The sequence below is a fragment of the Burkholderia sp. BCC0397 genome (assembly GCF_902832865.1).
Taxonomy (GTDB): Bacteria; Pseudomonadota; Gammaproteobacteria; order Burkholderiales; family Burkholderiaceae; genus Burkholderia.
On sequence record NZ_CADFDL010000004.1, the window covers coordinates 226,264 to 239,427 of the forward strand.

General features: G+C 68.6%; 14 protein-coding genes and 1 pseudogene. 7 read left to right on the forward strand and 8 right to left on the reverse strand.

What is annotated here, in order from left to right:
• The first annotated feature begins 239 nt into the window (after positions 1 to 239).
• The 3 genes from HWX03_RS15165 (at position 240) to HWX03_RS15175 (ending at position 3,298) form a co-directional block, all read left to right on the forward strand.
• Positions 240 to 731, forward strand: coding sequence for a peptide-binding protein (locus tag HWX03_RS15165; protein WP_175871744.1), 492 nt, complete (start codon positions 240 to 242; stop codon positions 729 to 731).
• A 344-nt stretch (positions 732 to 1,075) separates the two neighbouring features.
• Entirely contained in the window at positions 1,076 to 2,152 is a 1,077-nt protein-coding gene (locus HWX03_RS15170; RefSeq protein ID WP_175871745.1) for a porin, read from the forward strand.
• A gap of 183 nt (positions 2,153 to 2,335) precedes the next feature.
• Positions 2,336 to 3,298 carry a LysR family transcriptional regulator gene (locus HWX03_RS15175; protein ID WP_006477616.1) on the forward strand — a complete coding sequence of 321 codons (963 nt, stop codon included), beginning with the start codon at positions 2,336 to 2,338 and terminating at the stop codon, positions 3,296 to 3,298.
• A 114-nt stretch (positions 3,299 to 3,412) separates the two neighbouring features.
• On the opposite strand, the gene HWX03_RS15180 is transcribed toward HWX03_RS15175, so the two are convergent.
• Positions 3,413 to 4,372, reverse strand: coding sequence for a nitronate monooxygenase family protein (locus HWX03_RS15180; RefSeq protein WP_175822906.1), 960 nt, complete (start codon positions 4,370 to 4,372; stop codon positions 3,413 to 3,415).
• A 283-nt stretch (positions 4,373 to 4,655) separates the two neighbouring features.
• On the opposite strand from HWX03_RS15180, the gene HWX03_RS15185 reads away from it, so the two are divergent.
• Entirely contained in the window at positions 4,656 to 5,552 is an 897-nt protein-coding gene (locus HWX03_RS15185; RefSeq protein WP_175871746.1) for an alpha/beta hydrolase, read from the forward strand.
• A gap of 56 nt (positions 5,553 to 5,608) precedes the next feature.
• Here HWX03_RS15185 and HWX03_RS15190 read toward each other — a convergent pair whose 3' ends face one another.
• Positions 5,609 to 6,100 (reverse strand): Lrp/AsnC family transcriptional regulator, encoded by a 492-nt coding sequence (locus HWX03_RS15190; RefSeq protein WP_174390261.1) that lies wholly within the window; start codon positions 6,098 to 6,100, stop codon positions 5,609 to 5,611.
• A gap of 112 nt (positions 6,101 to 6,212) precedes the next feature.
• On the opposite strand from HWX03_RS15190, the gene HWX03_RS15195 reads away from it, so the two are divergent.
• Positions 6,213 to 7,115 carry a DMT family transporter gene (locus HWX03_RS15195; protein WP_175822903.1) on the forward strand — a complete coding sequence of 301 codons (903 nt, stop codon included), beginning with the start codon at positions 6,213 to 6,215 and terminating at the stop codon, positions 7,113 to 7,115.
• Positions 7,116 to 7,357: 242 nt separating this feature from the next.
• On the opposite strand, the gene HWX03_RS15200 is transcribed toward HWX03_RS15195, so the two are convergent.
• The 4 genes from HWX03_RS15200 to HWX03_RS15215 are packed head-to-tail and all read right to left on the reverse strand — an operon-like array spanning position 7,358 to position 9,998.
• Complete coding sequence (locus tag HWX03_RS15200) at positions 7,358 to 7,564, reverse strand: DUF1289 domain-containing protein (RefSeq protein ID WP_175871747.1); 207 nt, start codon at positions 7,562 to 7,564, stop codon at positions 7,358 to 7,360.
• A complete protein-coding gene (locus HWX03_RS15205; RefSeq protein WP_175871748.1) occupies positions 7,561 to 8,067 on the reverse strand; it encodes a YbaK/EbsC family protein in 507 nt (168 codons plus the stop codon). The genes HWX03_RS15200 and HWX03_RS15205 overlap by 4 nt, the downstream gene beginning before the upstream one ends.
• 26 nt (positions 8,068 to 8,093) lie before the next feature.
• Positions 8,094 to 9,026 carry a hydroxymethylglutaryl-CoA lyase gene (locus tag HWX03_RS15210; RefSeq protein ID WP_174390258.1) on the reverse strand — a complete coding sequence of 311 codons (933 nt, stop codon included), beginning with the start codon at positions 9,024 to 9,026 and terminating at the stop codon, positions 8,094 to 8,096.
• Between the two features lie 30 nt (positions 9,027 to 9,056).
• The gene (locus HWX03_RS15215) at positions 9,057 to 9,998 is read right to left on the reverse strand and encodes a glyoxylate/hydroxypyruvate reductase A (RefSeq protein ID WP_175871749.1); all 942 of its coding nucleotides are present in this window, start codon (positions 9,996 to 9,998) and stop codon (positions 9,057 to 9,059) included.
• Between the two features lie 332 nt (positions 9,999 to 10,330).
• Between HWX03_RS15215 and HWX03_RS15220 the strand changes: the two genes are divergently transcribed.
• Entirely contained in the window at positions 10,331 to 10,954 is a 624-nt protein-coding gene (locus HWX03_RS15220; RefSeq protein ID WP_006488647.1) for an alpha/beta hydrolase, read from the forward strand.
• Between the two features lie 254 nt (positions 10,955 to 11,208).
• On the opposite strand, the gene HWX03_RS15225 is transcribed toward HWX03_RS15220, so the two are convergent.
• Complete coding sequence (locus HWX03_RS15225; RefSeq protein WP_175871750.1) at positions 11,209 to 11,493, reverse strand: hypothetical protein; 285 nt, start codon at positions 11,491 to 11,493, stop codon at positions 11,209 to 11,211.
• 231 nt (positions 11,494 to 11,724) lie between these two features.
• Between HWX03_RS15225 and HWX03_RS15230 the strand changes: the two are divergent.
• A pseudogene (locus HWX03_RS15230) lies at positions 11,725 to 12,153 on the forward strand (molybdopterin cofactor-binding domain-containing protein); the annotation flags it as partial.
• Between the two features lie 9 nt (positions 12,154 to 12,162).
• On the opposite strand, the gene HWX03_RS15235 reads toward HWX03_RS15230, so the two are convergent.
• Positions 12,163 to 13,083, reverse strand: coding sequence for a LysR substrate-binding domain-containing protein (locus HWX03_RS15235; RefSeq protein ID WP_175871751.1), 921 nt, complete (start codon positions 13,081 to 13,083; stop codon positions 12,163 to 12,165).
• Positions 13,084 to 13,164 lie beyond the last annotated feature (81 nt).

Sequence of the window (13,164 nt, forward strand, 5' to 3'; positions counted from 1 at the left end):
AATCGATCGCATGAGGCGGCGGCCACCGCACCTGTCCGGCCAAGCGTGAAACCGCAGAAGAATGTTCTGTCGCGATCGCGTCCCGAAGCGGAAAAACCTAGCAGTAACATGGTGTTACACCGATGCCCGCGACATAACACTTTTTGGCTCGACACACTTTCCGCCCGCTCATAAATTACTGATGAAAGCCTTGGGTCGGCCGAAAGGAGCCGACGGCGGGCGTGGATGGGCACGGAACGATGACGGAACGGGTGAAACGGAAGATCGGACGATGGGTGGCAGGCGTGCTCGGCGCGCTGCTGATGCCGCTCGCGCTGGCCCAGCCGCCCCATGGCGGTCACGGGTTCGGCGGCCACGGCTTCGGCGGCGGCGACATGCGCGCGTACGGTCAGCCGGCCGGCGGCCCCAGCGGTGGTCCGGTCTGGCGCCGCGTTCCGCCGCCGGCCGGCATGCGTCCCGGCGGCGTGAGCGGCTCCGGCTCCCGCTGGGGGCTGCGCCCGACGCCGTCGTACGGCCATTACGCCGCGCAAAGTCCGTATCGGCCGATCAGCGCCGAAGTCCGCCAGATGCCGCGCCCGCCGGGCGGCGGCAATGTCCCGTTGCGGGCCGGCTCGATCCGCGCCGACGTCGCCCGCTACAACGAGGAGCGCGGCGGTCGCCCGATGCCGCCGCCCCGCTCGCAGGAAGAACCTGCGCACTCGCCTTCTTTCTCCCCGTTCTACCGAAACTGAGCGCCCCGGCGCTCGTCCCCTTGCCGGCTGATGCGAATTCGCCACAGTCGCGCGCAGATTTCCGCTGATTTTCCCGCCGCATTGCGCTATCTTTCGCGCCCGGTGCGCGCATGGCACGCCGCCGCCGCCCGTGCGACCGCGTTCGCGCCGGGCCGCCGCCGTCCATCCGGCCATGGATACATGCCGCGAAGTTAATGCCGGCGCTATACCCGCAATAAGTGTGCGCAATTTTGACCGGACAAATGATCCGTAAAGATGGCTGCGCCCCATACGACGCAAGCACTCGGCTCCAAACAACAACGCTCGCGCCACTTATCGACTATTCGACAAAACCTGGAGATCCAATGAAAGCATTCGCCCGCCGTGCGTCGCGCACGTCCGTCAAGCTGATCGCCGCAGCCGCCTGCGTGGCGGCCGCCGCACCCGCCCATGCGCAGTCGAGCGTCTCGCTCTACGGGCAGGTCGACGAATGGGTCGGCGCCACCAAGTTCCCGGGCAGCGATCGTGCGTGGAACGTGTCGGGCGGCGGCATGTCGACCTCGTACTGGGGCCTGCACGGCGCCGAGGATCTCGGCGACGGCTACAAGGCGATCTTCACGCTGGAGAGCTTCTTCCGTGCGCAGAACGGCCAGTACGGCCGCTTCCAGGGCGACACGTTCTTCGCGCGCAACGCGTACGTCGGCATCAGCTCGCCGTACGGCACGGTGACGGCAGGCCGCCTGACCACGCACCTGTTCCTGTCGACGATCCTGTTCAACCCGTTCTACGACTCGTACACCTTCTCGCCGATGGTGTACCACGTGTTCCTCGGCCTCGGCACGTTCCCGACCTATCCGAGCGACCAGGGCGCGGTCGGCGATTCGGGCTGGAACAACGCGCTGTCGTACACGTCGCCTTCGTTCGGTGGCCTGAATTTCGGCGCGATGTACGCACTCGGCAACCAGGCCGGCGACAACCGTTCGAAGAAGTGGAGCGCGCAGTTCAACTACGCGAACGGCCCGTTCGCGGCGACCGCCGTGTATCAGTACGTGAACTTCAACAACGGCCCGCAGGATCTGAGCGCGCTCGTGACCGGCCTGAAGAGCCAGGGTATCGCGCTGGTCGGCGCGACCTACGACCTGAAGCTCGTGAAGCTGTTCGGCCAGTACATGTATACGAAGAACGACCAGGTCGCGGGCAGCTGGCACGTGAACACCGCGCAGGGCGGCGTGTCGGTGCCGCTCGGCGTGGGCAACGCGATGGCGTCGTATGCGTACTCGCGCGACGCGGGCGGCCTCGACCAGACGCGCCAGACCTGGGCCGTCGGCTACGACTATCCGCTGTCCAAGCGCACCGACGTCTACGCGGCCTACATGAACGACCACATCAGCGGCCTGTCGAACGGCAACACGTTCGGCGCTGGCATCCGCGCGAAGTTCTGACGCGCCCGCGCGATCGGTGCGCCGGCCGCGCGCGTCAATCGCGCGTTTCGGCTGCATGTTTTCCCGCCCGAAACGGCGCCGCCACTCGCGGCGTCGTTTTGCCTTTCTTGACCTTTCTGTTTCCTCGCCTTTGTTACCCTATCTCGTAATTGGTTGATTCCCCCGGGATTGCGAGCTAGTTCGATGGATACCCTCGTCAGCATGAATGTGTTTCGCTACGTCGTCGAAGTGGGCAGCTTCGTCGGCGCGGCGGAGCGCATGCAGATGTCGGCGGCGATGGCGAGCAAGCACGTGATGCACCTCGAGCAGCAGCTCGGCGCGCGGCTGCTGCATCGCACGACACGACGCGTCGCGCCGACCGAGGCGGGACGCGAATACTATGAGCGCCTCGTGCAGGCGCTGTCCGAACTCGACGAAGCGGGCCAGGCCGTCGGCGCCGCGAGCGTGGTGCCGCAGGGCAGGCTGCGCGTGACGTCGCTGTCCGCGTTCGGGCTGCGGCACGTGATGCAGGCCGTCACCGATTACGCGGGCCGCTTCCCGGACGTGACCGTCGACATGACGCTGTCCGATCGCGTGGTCGACCTGATCGAGGAAGGCTACGACGTCGCGGTGCGCGCGGCGCCGAACGGATTGAAATCGTCGTCGCTGGTCGCGCGCCAGATCGCGACCGCGCACATCCTGCTGGTCGCGTCGCCCGAGTATCTCGAGAAGCACGGCACGCCCCAGACGATCGCCGATCTCGCGAACCACAACTACCTGCGGCGCGATTCGAATTCGACGATGCTCGATTCGCTGGTGATCGACGCGGCCGCCGCGTCGCGCGTGAGCCTGAACGGCAACCTGATCGTGAACCATCTCGAAGGGCTGCGCGCGGCCGTGCTCGCCGGCGCGGGCATCGCGCTGCTCGGCACCGAAGTGGTCGGCGACGACATCGAATCGGGCCGGCTCGTGCCGGTGCTGCTCGATTCGGTGCCGCCGCACGAGGCGCCGATCTATGCGGTGTACGCGAGCCGTCGTCACGTCTCCGCGAAGGTGCGCTCGTTCGTCGACTTCCTGGCCGCGCGTTTCGAAGGGCAGTCGCTATGCCCGTCGATCGAATCGCGCCTGCGCGTGCTGCCGATCACGCGGATGAAGCGCGCGGTCTGAGCCGCATCGTCCGCCGCGGCGGGGCAATAAAAAAGCGCGAACCGCTGCGGTTCGCGCTTTTTGCTTGGTTCGACGATCTCGCGTCGATGGCGGCCGCGACGGCCGCCGCATCCGTCAGCGCGGGATGCCGAGCCGCGCCTTCGCGTCGTCGTACTCGCGCTTGAGCCGCTCGACGAGCGCGCCCACGCTCGGCAGATCGTCCATCAGGCCGACGCCCTGGCCGGCGCCCCAGATGTCCTTCCATGCCTTCGTCTTGTCGCCGCCGAAATTCATCTTGGTCTTGTCGGATTCCGGCAGCGCTTCCGGGTCGAGGCCGGCCTTCTCGATGCTCTCGCGGATGTAGTTGCCGTGCACGCCCGTGAAGAGGTTCGTGTAGATGATGTCCGACGATTTCGCGTTCAGGATCGCGTGCTTGTAGTCGTCGATCGCATGCGCTTCCTGCGTCGCGATGAAACGCGTGCCCATGTACGCGAAGTCGGCGCCCATCGCCTGCGCGGCGAGGATCGAGCCGCCGTTCGCGATCGAGCCGGACAGCACGATCGGGCCGTCGAAGATCTTGCGGACTTCGCCGACCAGCGCGAACGGCGACGTCGTGCCCGCGTGGCCGCCGGCGCCGGCCGCGACGAGGATCAGCCCGTCGACGCCGGCTTCGAGCGCCTTCTGCGCGTGGCGCAGGTTGATCACGTCGTGCAGCACGATGCCGCCGTAGCTGTGCACCGCGTCGACGATTTCGCGCGCCGGTGCGCGCAGGCTCGTGATGAAGATCGGCACCTTGTGCTCGACGCACACGCGCACGTCGTGCTCGAGCCGCGCGTTCGACTGGTGGACGATCTGGTTGACCGCGATCGGCCCGATCACCGCCTCGGGGTGCTTCGCCTTGTGATCGGCGAGTTCCGACTGGATCTGCGTGAGCCACTCGTCCAGCAGTTCGGCCGGGCGCGCATTGAGCGCGGGGAACGAACCGACGATGCCCGCCTTGCATTGCGCGAGCACGAGTTCGGGATAGCTGACGATGAACATCGGCGACGCGATGACGGGGAGCGTCAGGTTCTGCAGGACGGTGGGCAATGCCATGTGATGTCTCCAGTCTCCGGGGGCGGTCGGCGCCGGCGCGGTCGCGTCGATGCCGACACCATGCTTTGCGGTCGAACGGTGATTCGAGTGTAGCTGCGGAACCAAGTCGTTCGTCGGGATTAATACGAACGGTCGTGCGATTCTACGCGAGCTTAACAAAATGTGCGGTGTGGCGGCAATCGAGTGAGTGTTCTCTTTCTAGGGATTCTGGCTGCGACCCCGCTGTGAAGACGCGCCAGCGCTCATAAAATAGCCGCCATAACAAACCAACGAGAAACAAACCATGTCGTTTGAGGCGTTTGCACCGTTTCGCGTGACGGTGCAGGACACCGACATTTTCGGTGTCAAAGGAGGCGCGGGTCCGCCGCTGCTGTTGCTGCACGGACATCCGCAGACCCACATGATCTGGCATCGCGTTGCCGCGACGCTCGCGGATCACTTCACGGTGATCGCCACCGACCTGCGCGGCTACGGCGCATCGGGCCGGCCGCCGAGCGACGCACAGCACACGCCGTATTCGAAACGGGCGATGGCGGCCGACCAGGTCGCCGTGATGCGGCATTTCGGCTTCGAGCATTTCCACGTGTGCGCGCACGATCGCGGCGCGCGGGTCGCGCACCGGCTCGCGCTCGATCACGCGGAGGCCGTCGAGCGGATGATGCTGCTCGACATCGCGCCGACGCTCGCGATGTACGAGAAAACCGATCGCGCATTCGCGACCGCGTATTTCCACTGGTTCTTCCTGATCCAGCCCGAGCCGCTGCCCGAGACGCTGATCGGCGCGCACACCGATGCGTACATCGAGCGCGTGATGGGCAACCGCTCGGCCGGGCTCGCGCCGTTCGCACCCGAGGCGCTCGACGCGTACCGGGCGGCGCTCGCGCAGCCGGGCGCCGTGCATGCGATGTGCGAGGACTACCGCGCGTCGGCGACGATCGATCTCGAGCACGACCGTGCGGATCTCGAACGCGGCAACAAGGTCGCGTGCCCGCTGCGCGTGCTGTGGGGCGAGCACGGCGTCGTCGGCCGCTGCTTCGATCCGCTCGACGAGTGGCGGCGCGTCGCGCGCGACGTCAGCGGCCGCGCGCTCGACTGCGGGCACTACATTCCGGAAGAGGCGCCCGCCGCGCTGATCGACGAATTGCTCGCGTTCTTCGAGGCGCGCGACCCGGCCGCGTGACGGTGCGAGCGGGCGGCGTGCGCCGTCTGCGGCTCAGCGACGTGCGCCGCCCCGACTCAGCGGTGCGCGTGGTCGTCCTCGACGAGCGGCGGCAGGCGGCGCGGCACGGGCGTCGATTTCACGATCGCGGTGCTCGTCTCCGCGCGCTCCGTCACCTTCGACAGGATGTCGTCGAGGTGCTCGATCGTGCGCAGGTAGAGCCGGCAGATGAAGCAGTCGTCGCCGGTGACCTTGTCGCATTCGACGAATTCGGGGATCCGCCGCAGCAACTCCTCGACCAGATGCAACTGGCCCGGCAGCGGCTTCACGCGGACGATCGCCTGCAGCGTGTAGCCGAGCGCGCGCGGGTCGAGCTCGACGGTGAACGCGGCGATCACGCCTTGCGCCTCGAGCCGCCGCACTCGGTCGGCGGTCGCGGGCGCCGACAGCCCGATCTGCCGGGCGAGTTCGCTGGTCGCGATGCGTGCGTCGTCGGCCAGCGCGGCGAGGATCGCGCGGTCGGTCGCGTCGAGCGACGCGATGGCAGGCGGGGAAAGGCGTTTCGGCATGATCGCTTTGCTTTCGAAGGTAAATCGGCTGATTCACTTCAGTTTAGCCGTGGTCGCGGCGAAAGCAAGTTTCTAGAATCGAACTCATCCACGCTTTTCAACGGAGTTCATGATGGCCTCGAATGAAATTCGCCGCGGCGCCGCCGAGATGATCGTCGCGATGCTGATGTCCGGCACGATCGGCTGGCTCGTGATGTCGTCGCAGCAGCCGCTGACCAATGTCGTGTTCTTCCGCTGCGTGTTCGGTGCCGCGACGCTCGCAATCGTCTGCGCGGCGCTCGGTTTCCTGCGCCGCTCGCTGTTCTCGCCGCGGATGCTCGTGCTCACGACGCTCGGCAGCCTCGCGATCGTCGCGAACTGGCTGCTGCTTTTCGCCGCCTATTCGCGCGCGTCGATCTCGATGGCGACCGCCGTCTACAACACGCAGCCCTTCATGCTCGTCGCGCTCGGCGCCATCGTGTTCCGCGAGCGGATCACCGCGTCGACGGTCGCGTGGCTCGTGCTCGCGTTTGCCGGGCTGGTGTTCGTGGTGCGCGTCGAACCGGCCGTGCTCGCGGTGCCCGGCGAATACCTGGAAGGGGTCGCGCTGTCGCTCGGCGCGGCGTTCCTGTATGCGATCTCGTCGATCATCACGAAGCACCTGAAGGGCACGCCGCCGCATCTGCTCGCGCTGCTGCAGGTCGGCCTCGGCGTCCTGCTGCTCGCGCCGTTCGCGCACTTCGACACCTTGCCGGCGACGGGCGGGCAATGGGCCGACCTGATCGTGCTGGGCATCGTCAACACGGGGCTGATGTACGTGCTGCTGTACGGCGCGGTCCAGAAGCTGCCGACTGCGATGACGGGCGCGCTGTCGTTCGTCTATCCGGTCGTCGCGATCGTCGTCGATCGCGTCGCGTTCGGGCAGACGCTTGCGTGGACGCAGGTGTTCGGCGCGCTGCTGATCCTGCTCGCGGCGGCCGGCGTGAACCTCGGCTGGCGCATCGTGCCGGCACGTCGCGCGGCGGTCGGCAACTGAAACGGTCGTACGATTCGGCGCGGCTGCGCGGTCGCCCGCGGCCCGTCGAATGGACGTGTGTGGAATGAAGATTGCGCGCCGAATGCCGTCGCGCACAGCCGTGAAAAGCGCTGTAAGAAGTTGTAGGGAAACACCCGATGCGATGCGGCCGCGTCGCTCGTATGATGCGGGCTGTGACGTTGATCACGTTCACAGGATTCCGATCTCGATGCCGTTCGCCCGTGAGGTTGAACGGCTTTTTTTTATGTTTCGCTGCCCGCGATCAGGCGCCGCCGCGCGTCCAGCCGCGCGAGCAGCGCGCGCCTCGCGTCGTCGTCCGACTCACGCCATCCCTTGATCTCGCCGCGCGTGCGCAGGCAGCCCGCGCACCAGTCGGTGCGCGGATCGATCCGGCAGACGTCGGTGCACGGCGACGCGACCGTGGCGACCGGCACCATCACGTCGCTCATGTGGACTCCCGCAACGCGACGTCCGCGACCGGCGCGCCGGTCAGCGACACGAGTTCGTGCGGCGACAGGTTGAACACCGCGTGCGGATGGCCGGCGGCGGCCCACAGGCTGTCGAGCGCGAGCAGGTCGGCGTCGATCAGCGTGACGGGTTCGACCAGATGGCCGATCGGGCAGACGCCGCCGATCGCATAGCCGGTGTTGTCGCGCACGAACTTCGCGTCCGCACGGCCGACCGGCCCGACCTGCGCGGCGACCTTCTTTTCATCCACGCGGTTGACGCCGCTCGCGACGACCAGCACGGGCGCGCCGTCGGCCTGCCGGCGAAACAGGATCGACTTCGCAATCTGCGCGACCGAGCAGCCGAGCCCGGCCGCGGCCTCGGCCGACGTCTTGCCGGTTTCGGCGAGCATCACGATGCCTTTCGCATGGCCGCGCTCGCGCAGCAGCAGCGCGACGCGTCGCGCGGAATCGGGCAGGGAATCGAATGAAGCGGGTGTCGTCATGTCGAGGAATCCGTGGAATGGCGTAATCAGACGCAGTTCGCGGCGTCGGCCGCGCTCTGCGCCTTGGCGAGCAGTGCACGACCGGCGCGCGACACATTCGCGCGGCCGATCGCGTTCGAGATGAAATCGCCGGCGGCGACGACCTGCGCGAGATCGATGCCGGTCTCGATGCCGAGGCCCTGCATCAGGTACAGCACGTCCTCGGTCGCGACGTTGCCGGTCGCGCCCTTCGCGTACGGGCAGCCGCCGAGGCCCGCGACCGATGCGTGAAAGATCTCGATCCCTTCGAACAGCGCCGCGTAGATGTTCGCGAGCGCCTGGCCGTAGGTATCGTGGAAGTGGCCCGACAGGCGTTCGCGCGGGAACACGCGCGTGACGGCCGCGAGCACTTCGCGCGTGCGCTTCGGCGTGCCGACGCCGATCGTGTCGGCGATGTCGATCTCGTCGCAGCCGAGCGCCGCGAAGCGCTCGACGACGTCGACGACCGACGCGACCGGCACCTCGCCCTGGTACGGGCAGCCGAGCGTGCACGACACGCTGCCGCGCAGCCGCAGGCCCGCGTCCTTCGCGGCCTTCGCGACGGGCTCGAAGCGCGCGATGCTTTCGGCGATGCTGCAGTTGATGTTCCGCTGCGAGAACGCCTCGCTCGCCGCGCCGAAGATCACGACTTCGTCCGCGCGTGCGGCGAGCGCATGCTCGAAGCCCTTCAGGTTCGGCGTGAGCACCGAGTACACGGTGCCCGCACGACGCTCGATGCCGGCCATCACGTCGGCGCCGTCGGCCATCTGCGGCACCCATTTCGGCGACACGAACGACGCGGCCTCGATATTGCGGAAGCCGGCGCGCGACAGCCGGTCGACGAGCGCGATCTTCACGTCGGTCGGCACGAAGGTCTTCTCGTTCTGCAGGCCGTCGCGCGGGCCGACTTCGACGATCTTGACGGCGGTGGGGAACGTCATGGTTGTCTCCGGTTTGGTGTAGGGCGGAATTCAGTAGCCGCGCGCGTAGTCGACGATGCCGCTGACGGGCGCGCCGCGCTCGAACGCGCGGATCTTGCCGGCGATCTGCTCGACGGCTTCCGCGCGCAGCGTCTCGGCCGAGCTGTGCGGCGTGATCGTGATGCGCGGCGCGTGCCAGAACGGATGGTCGTCCGGCAGCGGTTCGTGCTGGAACACGTCGAGCGTGGCCGCGGCGACCTGGCCGCTCGCGAGCGCGTCGAGCAGGTCGGCTTCGACGAGATGCGCGCCGCGCGCGACGTTGACGACGTACGCGCCGCGCGCGAGCCGCGCGAACGCGCGCGTCGACAGGATGCCGTCGGTGTCGCGCGTGCTCGGCAGCAGGTTGACGAGCACCTTCGCGCCGTCGATGCACGCGTCGAACGCGCCGTCGCCGGCGAAGGTCGCGATGCCGTCGAGCTGCTTCGCACTGCGGCTGTAGCCGCGCACCGGCAGGCCGAGCGCGGCGAGCGCGCGGGCGACTTCGGCGCCGAGCACGCCGAGGCCGAGCACGGCGACGGTGAAGCTCGCGCGCGCATGCGGTTCGAGCGGCTGCCAGCGGCGTTCGCGCTGTTGCAGGTCGTATTCGTCGAAACGGCGCAGGTAGCGCAGCACCGCGTGCGTCACGTATTCGACCATCTGCTGCGCCATGCCCGAATCCTCGAGCCGCACCAGCGGCACGTGCGTGGGCAGCGTGCCCGGATGCGCGCGGTCGAGCGCGAGCAGCGCATCGACGCCCGCGCCGAGGTTGAAGATCGCGCGCAGGCCGTCGCGCGGTGCGAAGAACTCGCGCGGCGCGCGCCACACGAGCGCGTAGTCGGCGGCGGCCGTATCGCCCGGCTGCCACGCGCGCAGTTCGGCTTCCGGCAGCGCACGCGCGATCTCGTCGCGCCACGCGCCGGCATCCTGATGCGGCGAATGGAACAGGATCTTCATGGCGTGACGGCGCGCGCGCCGGCGAGGCGCGTCACGGGAGCGGCGAGCGAAGCCGGGCGCGGCGCGCCGGCGGACGTAGCGGACATCGGGCGTCTCCTGACGACGGCCGGCGCGTCACGCGCCGGGACCGGTTCCGTGTGAAGCTGACGGGAAGCCCACATTCTACGGTTTCGCGGCCCATTGCGCCGCCGCGCGGGACGTGCGGCGGTCACGCCGTCGCCGGGCCGCCACCGGTCACCGCCCCGCGCAAAAGCAAAGCACAAAATATTGGTTCGGCCGCCGCGTACCCGACGCCACAATCGAATCTCGTCTTCAAGCAAGCGAGGGCAATCATGCGCGCATGCAGCAAATCGGCGTGGCCGCCGCGGCTCGTCACCGTTCCGGGCCTGCACGGCAGTGAAGGCGCTCACTGGCAGACCTGGCTCGAGCGGCAGTTTCCGCGCTCGTTGCGCGTCGAGCAGCACGACTGGGATGCGCCCGATCTCGCGGGCTGGGCGCAATCGGTGCGCGCGCTGCTCGATCGCGAGCGCGGCCCGTTCGTGCTCGCCGCGCACAGCTTCGGCTGCCTCGCGGCCGCGCATGCGCTCGCGCAGTGGCCGCATGTGGGCGATGTGGCAGGCGTGCTGTTCGTCGCGCCGGCCAGCCCGAAGAAATTCACGTTTGCCGGGCCGTTCGACGCGCGCCGGCTCGCGGTGCCGTCGATCGTGATCGGCAGCGAGACCGACCCGTGGATGCCGCTGGCCGATGCGCGCACGCTCGCGCAGCGCCTGGGCAGCGCGTTCGTGAACCTCGGCGATGCCGGGCACATCAACACGGCGGCCGGCTTCGGGCCGTGGCCGCGCGCGAAATACTTCATCGACACGCTGGTTCATTGCGCGGCGCCGCTGCGCTTTCGCGACGCGGACGACGGCTTCGAGGCCGCGCTCGTCGACCGCGCGCTCGCGCACGCGGTCTGACGGCGGGTTGCGCGGCGCAGGCTGCGCGGTGGCGGTCGCGACATGGCGCGCCGTCGCGCTTGCGACGCGCAGGCAGGCCTGACGGCGGCCGGGTCCGAATCGCTCGGCCGGCCGTGCCCGACGTGGCCTGCGAAACGGCGTGACACGGTGCCGTTCGCGCCGTCGCCGACCGTTACGTCATGCCCGTGGTGGCTCGACGCGAGCGCCCACCGCTCTCCCCGAGCGGTACTGACTCATATCACGCGGCGGCGGAATCAGCCCGGCGACGACGCGGCGCTGCTCGATGCGGCCGCGTTCGCGGCGGGCTTCGCATCGTCGTCGTCATCGGGCGGGTAGTGCACGACGGGCGGCGCGAGCGGCGCGGCATCGGACGCGGCGGCGTTCGCGCTCGCGTCGCTGTTGAACGCGCTGGCGGCGCCGCTCGATGCGCCGGCCTGCGGCGCGGCGTCGGTCGCGTTGGCGTCGTGCGGTGCGTCGTCGCTGCACGCGGCGGCGAACACGGCGGCACACAGAACGACGGCGACGGAAACGCGACGCATGACTTCTCTCCTGGCAGGCTGATCGGGAAACGCTTTCGAGTATGCCGCCGCGATGCGACGTTTCGGTGAATCGTTTGCGATCGGGGCGCGATCGCGACATGTTTTCGTCAGGCTGACTACCGAATGCCTTCGCGGCGATCCGCCGGCACGCGTGGCGGAATTTTCCAGCAGCGGAGGAGGCTGCGCGCATTTACACGGCGCGCAGCGCCGCGACCCGGCCACGGCGAGGGGCTGTTTGCCGAAGTGCACGTCGATGCCGAGCTCGGCACGCTTCGCGTACCGCGCATCGTCGGGGTCTACAGCGTCGGCAGCCTGCTCAACGCGAAGACGGCGCGCAGCCAGTTGATCGGCGGAATGGTGTGGGGGCTCGGCACCGCGCTCGAGGAGGGCTCGCATCCCGACGTGCGGCACGGCCGCTTCACGAACGCGAATCTCGCTGAATATCACGTTCCCGTGAACGCGGACATCGGCGAGTTCGACGTGAGTTTCGTCGACGAAAGCGACACGCATTTCAATCCGCTCGGCATTCGCGGCATCGGCGAGATCGGTATCACCGGCGTGCTGGCCGCGATCGCCAGTGCGGTCTATCACGCGACCGGCGTGCGGGTGCGCGATCTGCCGATCACGCTCGACAAGGTGGCGATGCCGATGCGCGCGTGAGCCCCGGCGTCAGCGCCGCGGCGTCCTGCGCCGCACTTCGCTGCGCAGCCAGTCGAGCCAGGTGCGGATCGCTGCTTCGTGACGATGGCCGGGACGCCACACGACGTAGTGCGCGTACACGTCGGTGATGCGCACCGTCGACACGCGCACGAGCGTGCCGTCCGCGAGTTCGGGCTCGATCAGCGAGCGGCGCGCGAGCGCGACGCCGCGTCCTTTCAGCGCCGCGTCGATCAACGCGTTCGCATCGGTGAAGCGCGGTGCGCGCGCGGATTCGGTGAGGTCGAGCCGCGCGGCCTGGAACCACGGTTCCCACGGCTGCGCGGGATGGCGCAGCAGCGTCGCGCGCACGAGGTCGGCCGGCGTGCGCGGTGCGACGCCGTCGCGATTGCGGTATGCGGGGCTCGCGACCGGAAAGATCGTCTCGTTCATCAGCTTCTCGGCGACGACGCCGGGCCACGTGCCGGGCCCGTAGCGCAACGCGACGTCGATGCGGTCGCGCTTGCGCAGCGGCGCGAGCGCCACGTCCGGATGCAGCGCGATCGCGATGTGCGGATGCGCGGCCGAGAAGCGCGGCAGGCGCGGCGCGAGCCAGCGCTCGGCGACGCTCGGCAGCACGCTCACGTTCAGCGTCGCGTCGCAGGTGCGCGGGCGGCGGCGTACCGCCAGCGCCGGCTCGAACGCGCGTTCGAGCACGCTCAGGCCCTGACGTACCTGCAGCGCGAGGGCGTGCGCGGCGTGGGTCGGCGTCGCGCCGTTGCGTTCGCGCGTGAAAAGCGGATAGCCGAGCTGCGCCTCGAGCGCGCGGATGTGCTGGCTGACCGCGCCCTGCGTGAGCGCGAGTTCGTCGGCCGCGCGCGTGAAGCTCTGCAGCCGTACGGCGGTCTCGAACGCGCGCAGCGTCTGCAGCGGAGGGAGGTGGATGCGTCGCATGCGGGTATTAGTAACACTAATGTCTGAGCACGACAATTCATCGTTTGCCGCGCATCGGCAGGCGTTCCTACACTCGGTTCC

What these genes read in the sequence shown, in the direction of transcription:
- HWX03_RS15195 (WP_175822903.1), top strand. Translation starts at nt 6,213, where the DNA reads ATGGCCTCGAATGAAATTCGCCGCGGCGCCGCCGAGATGATCGTCGCG.
- HWX03_RS15165 (WP_175871744.1), top strand. Translation starts at nt 240, where the DNA reads ATGACGGAACGGGTGAAACGGAAGATCGGACGATGGGTGGCAGGCGTG.
- HWX03_RS15210 (WP_174390258.1), bottom strand. Translation starts at nt 9,026, where the DNA reads ATGACGTTCCCCACCGCCGTCAAGATCGTCGAAGTCGGCCCGCGCGAC.
- HWX03_RS15175 (WP_006477616.1), top strand. Translation starts at nt 2,336, where the DNA reads ATGGATACCCTCGTCAGCATGAATGTGTTTCGCTACGTCGTCGAAGTG.
- HWX03_RS15205 (WP_175871748.1), bottom strand. Translation starts at nt 8,067, where the DNA reads ATGACGACACCCGCTTCATTCGATTCCCTGCCCGATTCCGCGCGACGC.
- HWX03_RS15170 (WP_175871745.1), top strand. Translation starts at nt 1,076, where the DNA reads ATGAAAGCATTCGCCCGCCGTGCGTCGCGCACGTCCGTCAAGCTGATC.
- HWX03_RS15215 (WP_175871749.1), bottom strand. Translation starts at nt 9,998, where the DNA reads ATGAAGATCCTGTTCCATTCGCCGCATCAGGATGCCGGCGCGTGGCGC.
- HWX03_RS15180 (WP_175822906.1), bottom strand. Translation starts at nt 4,372, where the DNA reads ATGGCATTGCCCACCGTCCTGCAGAACCTGACGCTCCCCGTCATCGCG.
- HWX03_RS15220 (WP_006488647.1), top strand. Translation starts at nt 10,331, where the DNA reads ATGCGCGCATGCAGCAAATCGGCGTGGCCGCCGCGGCTCGTCACCGTT.
- HWX03_RS15235 (WP_175871751.1), bottom strand. Translation starts at nt 13,083, where the DNA reads ATGCGACGCATCCACCTCCCTCCGCTGCAGACGCTGCGCGCGTTCGAG.
- HWX03_RS15185 (WP_175871746.1), top strand. Translation starts at nt 4,656, where the DNA reads ATGTCGTTTGAGGCGTTTGCACCGTTTCGCGTGACGGTGCAGGACACC.
- HWX03_RS15200 (WP_175871747.1), bottom strand. Translation starts at nt 7,564, where the DNA reads ATGAGCGACGTGATGGTGCCGGTCGCCACGGTCGCGTCGCCGTGCACC.
- HWX03_RS15225 (WP_175871750.1), bottom strand. Translation starts at nt 11,493, where the DNA reads ATGCGTCGCGTTTCCGTCGCCGTCGTTCTGTGTGCCGCCGTGTTCGCC.
- HWX03_RS15190 (WP_174390261.1), bottom strand. Translation starts at nt 6,100, where the DNA reads ATGCCGAAACGCCTTTCCCCGCCTGCCATCGCGTCGCTCGACGCGACC.